Source organism: Micromonospora sp. MH33 (assembly GCF_003013775.1).
GTDB classification, from domain to species: domain Bacteria; phylum Actinomycetota; class Actinomycetes; order Mycobacteriales; family Micromonosporaceae; genus Micromonospora; species Micromonospora fulviviridis.
Map to the genome: position 1 here is coordinate 1 of NZ_MUYZ01000366.1, position 5,869 is coordinate 5,869.

At 74.3% G+C, this 5,869-nt stretch carries 4 protein-coding genes and 2 pseudogenes; 2 read left to right on the top strand and 4 right to left on the bottom strand.

The features are described 5' to 3' along the window. The 4 genes and pseudogenes from B0E53_RS32275 to mtrA all read right to left on the bottom strand — a co-directional run. A pseudogene (locus tag B0E53_RS32275) lies at window positions 1-305 on the bottom strand (ComF family protein); the annotation flags it as partial. Between the two features lie 9 nt (window positions 306-314). Beyond that, window positions 315-2,111: an LpqB family beta-propeller domain-containing protein gene (locus tag B0E53_RS32280; protein WP_107079427.1), complete on the bottom strand. Its 1,797-nt coding sequence runs from the start codon at window positions 2,109-2,111 to the stop codon at window positions 315-317. Further along, the gene (gene mtrB, locus B0E53_RS32285) at window positions 2,108-3,784 is read right to left on the bottom strand and encodes an MtrAB system histidine kinase MtrB (RefSeq protein ID WP_210406299.1); all 1,677 of its coding nucleotides are present in this window, start codon (window positions 3,782-3,784) and stop codon (window positions 2,108-2,110) included. Before mtrB ends, B0E53_RS32280 begins: the two co-directional genes overlap by 4 nt. 91 nt (window positions 3,785-3,875) lie before the next feature. Beyond that, complete coding sequence (gene mtrA / locus B0E53_RS32290) at window positions 3,876-4,565, bottom strand: MtrAB system response regulator MtrA (protein WP_046564340.1); 690 nt, start codon at window positions 4,563-4,565, stop codon at window positions 3,876-3,878. Between the two features lie 212 nt (window positions 4,566-4,777). Here mtrA and B0E53_RS32295 point away from each other — a divergent pair, with 212 nt between their 5' ends. Then, window positions 4,778-5,617 (top strand): hypothetical protein, encoded by an 840-nt coding sequence (locus tag B0E53_RS32295; RefSeq protein ID WP_107079428.1) that lies wholly within the window; start codon window positions 4,778-4,780, stop codon window positions 5,615-5,617. Continuing rightward, a pseudogene (locus B0E53_RS38810) lies at window positions 5,614-5,869 on the top strand (DUF4129 domain-containing protein); the annotation flags it as partial. The gene B0E53_RS32295 and the pseudogene B0E53_RS38810, both read left to right, overlap by 4 nt.

Sequence of the window (5,869 nt, forward strand, 5' to 3'; positions counted from 1 at the left end):
GCCGCGGCGACCACCTCGGCCAGCAGCGCGCCCAGCGGCCGGGCCAGCCCGTGCCGGCCCCGCTCCTTGTACGCCAGCAGCCCGTTGCGCAGCGCACCCCCGTACGGCCCGAGGGCGACGCAGGACGGCAGGCCGGGCGGGGCCGGATCGGGGCGGGTCGGCGCGGGGCGCAGCGACTCCAGCTCGCCGACGCAGCGCGGGCAGAAACCCTGCCGCAGGCCGGACACCCGCTCCGCGCAGCCGGCGCAGCCGGCCGGCAGCACCAGATCGGTCAGGTCCGACCAGAGTCCGCCCAGGTCCCGCACCGGCGCCTCTCAGTAGAAGAAGAACGGGGCGCTCGGGTCGGAGGGCTTGGCATCCGCCGCCACGTCCCGCACCTGGGACCGCTCGATCTTGCCGAGCGGGTTGTTCCGGTAGGCCGCGGTGGCCTGGTACATGTACGACAGGGAGGGCAGCGGCCCGACCGCGCCGCCCGGGTAGGCGGCCAGGTGGGACACCGTCGCACCGGTGTCCCGGTTGAGCGCGTACTCCCCGGCGCCGTCGACGGTGGTCTGGTAGATGGCCGGCTGGCGGCCGTCGCTGCCGGCGAAGACCAGCTGGTTCTCCGCGTACCAGTCGACGGCGGTCAGCCTGGTGAGCCGGGTGGTCAGCGGCCGCGGCGCGCCCACGCTGACCTCGCCGCCGTCGACGTTGACCGGCGCGACGTAGAGCGCGCCACCGATGATCAGCGCGATCCGGTGCCCCTCCAGCGAGGCGGCCACCGCGGTGACCGAGCCGGGGACGGGGACCTGGCCGGGAATGGTCACCCGGCTCATCCCCGCGCCACCGTCGAACTGGTAGAGCGTGCCGTCGGCCACCACCAGGCCGGAGGGGTGCCGCGCATCGGCGGAACGCAGCCAGATCGGGCGGCCGATCGAGCGGTAGGCGTGGGAGCTGCTGTTGAACACGCTCACCGGGCTCGGACCGGTCCCGACCAGCAGCCGCTGCTGCTGGCCCGACCGGGTCACCAGCGCCGCCAGCACCTCGTCGCCGGATCGGCTGAGCGCGGCCGACACCACGCTCCGGTTGGCCGCGGCCGTGACCGGCACCGTGCCGACCGGCTCGCTGGCGATGGCGAGCGGGTGGATCGCCCCGTCGTAGACGCAGAACCGCTCCGGGGCGCTCAGCGTCGGGTACACGGGATTGTCGGCCCGCTCCTGCCGCAGGTCGACCGTACGCCGCTTCTGGTTCTGGATCTTGAGGTCGAGCTGCCCGGCCAGCTCCGGCAGTGACCACGCAAGCTGGGTGGCGAGCAGGCCGAGCTTCTTGTCGTCGGCCCCCGGCATGGTGAGGTTGACCTCCCAGTGCTGGTCCGCACCGGTGGCGTTGTTGATCGGCGCGGTGCCGTCGGGCACCTTGGTCACCCCCGGGGCGAGCCATTCGGAGGGGCCGCCGGTCAGCCACCGCACGACCTCGGTGACCCGCCGCTCGACGGGCACCGCGTTGGGCAGGTACCGCCAGTCGGGCACCAGGCGGCTCTGGTCGGAGTTCCAGAAGTAGATGGTGTGCGTGCCGTAGTACTGGCGCAGCGCCTCGTCGCTGAGCAGCAGCACGTTGGGCAGGTCGGTGATCACCAACCCCTGGCTGCCGGAATCGGCGGGACGGAGCCGGAACACGTACTCGGTATCCCGGGCCGCGGGCGCGTCCAGGGTGCCGTCGGCGCGCAGCACGCCGACCTGCTGCACCCGGACCTTGACCTGCCAGATGCCCTGATTGGTCAGCAGCCGGCTCTCCGGGGACTCCAGCAGCCGGACCACGGTCAGCTCGACCTCGCTGCTCTGCTTCTTCCGCAGCCGGCCCTGCGCCTCGTTCGCGATGAACTGCTTGACCCGGTCGTACGCCTGCTCCCGCTCGCCGGCCGCCGCCGCGAGGTAGTCGCGGATGAACTGCTTGGGGTCCTCGGTCGCGCTGCGGGTCGGCGGCTGACTGCCGCTGCCGTTCAGCGAGCCGGACTCGCCGGCCGGCCCCCGGCCGTCGACCTGGACCTCGGTCTGGTCCGGGATGCCGCACCCGGCCAGCCCGGCGGACAGCAGCGCGCCGGACAGCAGCGCGCTCAGCAGCCGCCGCCTCACGACGTCACCTCGGCGCGGTCCGTGCCCTCGGCCGGCCCGACGGCCAGCACGCCGGCGTCGGTGCCCGGCCCGATGGCGAGCAGCCCGCCGTCACGCGGACCGCCGAACGGCAGGGTGGCGTCGGCCGGCACCAGCCGCAGCGGCGAGGTGGTCAGTCGGTCGCCGGCGCGGACCGGCAGGGTCAGCCGGAACTGGGCGCCCTGCCCGGGCGCGCCCCACGCCTCCAGCCAGCCGCCGTGCAGCCGGGCGTCCTCAAGGCTGATCGACAGGCCCAGGCCGGTGCCGCCGGTCTGCCGGGCCCGGGACGGGTCGGCCCGCCAGAACCGGTTGAAGACCAGCTTCTCCTCGCCCGGCTTGAGCCCGACGCCGTGGTCCCGCACGGTGATCGCCACGGCGCTCTGGTCCATGCCGAGGGTGATCCGCACGGGCTTGGCCTCACCGTGCTCGACCGCGTTGCCGACCAGGTTGCGCAGCACCCGCTCGACCCGGCGCGGGTCCACCTCGGCGATCACCGGGCTGTCCGGCAGGTCCAGCTCGATGGCCACCCCGACCCGCTCGGCCAGCCCGGCCAGCCGCTCGGCCACCCGGTGCACGACCGGCACCAGGTCGGTCGGCTCGCTGTCGAGCATGGCGAAGCCGGCGTCGAAGCGGCTGATCTCCAGCAGGTCGGTGAGGAGCTCCTCGAACCGGTCCAGCTCGGCCTGGAGCAGCTCGGCGCTGCGCGCCACGGCCGGGTCGAAGTCGCCGCGCTCGGCGAAGATCAGGTCGGCGGCCATCCGGACCGTGGTCAGCGGGGTCCGCAGCTCGTGGGAGACGTCGGAGGTGAACCGGCGCTGCAGCCGGGACATCTCCTCCAGCCGGAGGATCTGCCGTTGCAGGTTGGTCGCCATCTGGTTGAACGAGGCGGCGAGCAGGGCCAGGTCGTCCTCGCCGTTGACCACCATCCGCTGGTCGAGCAGGCCGGCGGAGAGCCGCTGGGCGGTCCGGGCGGCCACTCGCACCGGGGTCACCACCAGGCGGGTGACCAGGGCGGCCAGCAGGCCGAGCAGCAGCACCAGGGCCGCGCCGGTGGCGACCACGGTGGCCCGGGCGTCGGCCGCGGTGGTGTCCTGCCGGGCCAGCGGTACGAGGTAGTAGAGCTCCACCTGCCCGAACCGGGTCGGCACCGGGGAGCCGTAGACCAGGTACTTGGTGCGCTGGCCGTCGAGCATGCCGGTGCGGACCTGGTGGGCGACGTTCCCGGCCGCCACCGAGGCCCGCAGCTCCCGGCTGATCAACGGACGTACCTGCACGTCGGGCGAGGTGCGGGACTCGATGTAGCCGGCGAAGTTGTCGGCGGTGATCGCCACCACCACGCCACTGGTCTGCGCCGGGTCACCGCCGGCCAGGTAGTTGACCGTGCCGTCGATGGTGTCCTGGAGCTGGGCCTCCTGCGGCTGGCTGTAGAGGTTGAACTGCTTCGAGGCGTAGTCGCTGCCGTTCTGCAGCCGCAGCAGGACGTCGGTCTCGGCGTTCTCCAGCAGGATGTTGGTGAGCTTGTCGGCGATCAGGTACGCGAACCCGCCCACCAGCAGGCTGGACGCCACCAGTGTGATGGTCACCACACGGACCTGGAGCGAGCGCCGCCAGGTCTGGTGGACGCCGGCGGTGAGCCGGGCCGCACGGCCGGCCAGGACGCGCCACAGCGCCCGCGCGGCGGGGAGCCGGCGGGACGCGGCGGTCGGCGAGTCGGGGGGCGGGGAGGTCACCACAGTGATGACCAGGCTATCCGGTGCCCGCTTTGTAGCCCACGCCTCGCACGGTGAGGATGATTTCGGGTCGCTCCGGATCCGGCTCGATCTTGGCGCGCAGCCGCTGCACGTGCACGTTGACCAGGCGGGTGTCGGCGGCGTGCCGGTAGCCCCAGACCTGCTCCAGCAGCACCTCCCGGGTGAAGACCTGGCGCGGCTTGCGGGCGAGCGCGACCAGCAGGTCGAACTCCAGCGGCGTCAGCTTCACCTCCTCCCCGTCCCGGCTGACCGTGTGCGCGGGCACGTCGATGGTGATCTGGTTGCCGGGCGGGCCGATGGTGAGCAGCTCCGGCGCCACGTCCTCGCCCCGGCGCAGCCGGGCCCGCATCCGGGCCACCAGCTCCTTGGGCTTGAACGGCTTGACCACGTAGTCGTCGGCCCCGGACTCCAGCCCGAGCACCACGTCGACCGTGTCGCTCTTGGCGGTCAGCATCACGATCGGCACGCCGGACTCGCCCCGGATGGCCCGGGCCACGTCGATGCCGCTCATGCCGGGCAGCATCAGGTCGAGCAGGACGATGTCGGGCCGACTGTCACGGAACGCGGCCAGTGCCCGTTCTCCGTCCGCGACGAAGGAGGGCACGAAGCCCTCGCTGCGCAGGACGATGCCGAGCATCTCGGCGAGTGCTGGGTCGTCGTCGACCACCAGTACCCGGGCTCTCATGGGGTTTATCGTTCCATCCCCGTTCGTTCGTAGGGTCCGCCGTCTTCACGGCACCGTAGCGCCGAGGGCGGTCCGGCACCACAGCTGACGGCGTGGCCGCCCGCGTTGCGCGTCGTGGCGGACGGGTCCACCGGGCGCGGACGCGCCGTGCAACCATGATCCCTCGGGCGTGTCGCCGCCCGCCACCTCGACCCGCTCGCCAGGAGTACCCCGTGCCCGACGTCGGCCCGACCGCGGTGCTCCCGCGCCGTCCGCTGACGGTCGGTGAGCTGCTCGACTCGGCCGTCCTGCTGCTGCGCAACCAGGCCCGGGTGCTCGTCCCGCTGGCCGTCCTGCTGGCCCTCGGCGAGCAGGCCCTGCTGCACCCGCTGCGGGTGCTGGCCGGTGCCCGGCCGCCCGAGTGGTGGTTCGACCCGGACCGGCTCGGGTGGTACTGGCTCCTGCTCGCGCTCGGCGCCGGCACCGAGGCCATGATCATCGCGTTGCTGGCCAACCCGGCCGCCCGGGGTGCCGGGGCCGCCCTGCTGGGCCGCCGCACCGGGGCACGCGAACTGCTGCACGGCGCCCGCTGGGGGGCCACCCTGCTGGCCGGGGCCGCGGTCGGGGCGACCGTCCTGCTCGCCGGGCTGGCCGGGCCGGCCTGGTTCGTCGCGTACGGGGTGCTCGGCGCCGTGGTGCCGGTGCTCGTGGTGGACCGGGTGGCGGCGTACCGGGCGCCGGGGCGGGCGCTGCGGCTGGCGGTCCGGGTCGGCGGGCGGGCCGCCGCGATCCGGCTGCTCGGCTACCTGGGCTGGTGGCTGATCCGGCTCGGCATCGGGCTGGGCGTCTACCACGGCCTCGGCCTGCTGGGCCTCTTCGACGTCTCCGCCTGGGCGCTGCCGGTCGCCACCGTCGCCTGGGTGGCGGTCAACGCGGTCGCGTACCCCGCGCTGGCCTGCCTGGACGCGGTGCTGCACCTGGAGACCCGGATGCGCACCGAGGGGCTGGACATCCGGCTGTCCCGCGCACCGGCCGGCACCCCGGAGCCCGTCCTGCTGGCGGTGCCGAGGTGAGCCGGTGGTGGACCGAGGCGGTCGCCGCGCTAGGGGACGCCGTACCGCTGCCGCTGGCCGCCCTGCTCCTGCTGGCCGGGGCGCTGCTGGTCGCGCTGGCCTGGTACTTCTTCCCGGCCTGGGTGCCCCGCCGGCTGCCCCGGGTCGGCCGGCTCCGGCTGCCCCGGCTCCGGCTGCCCCGGTTCCAGCTGCCCCGCCTGCGCCTGCCCCGACCGCGGCGGCCGAAGCTGCGGCTGCCCCGGCGGCGGCGCC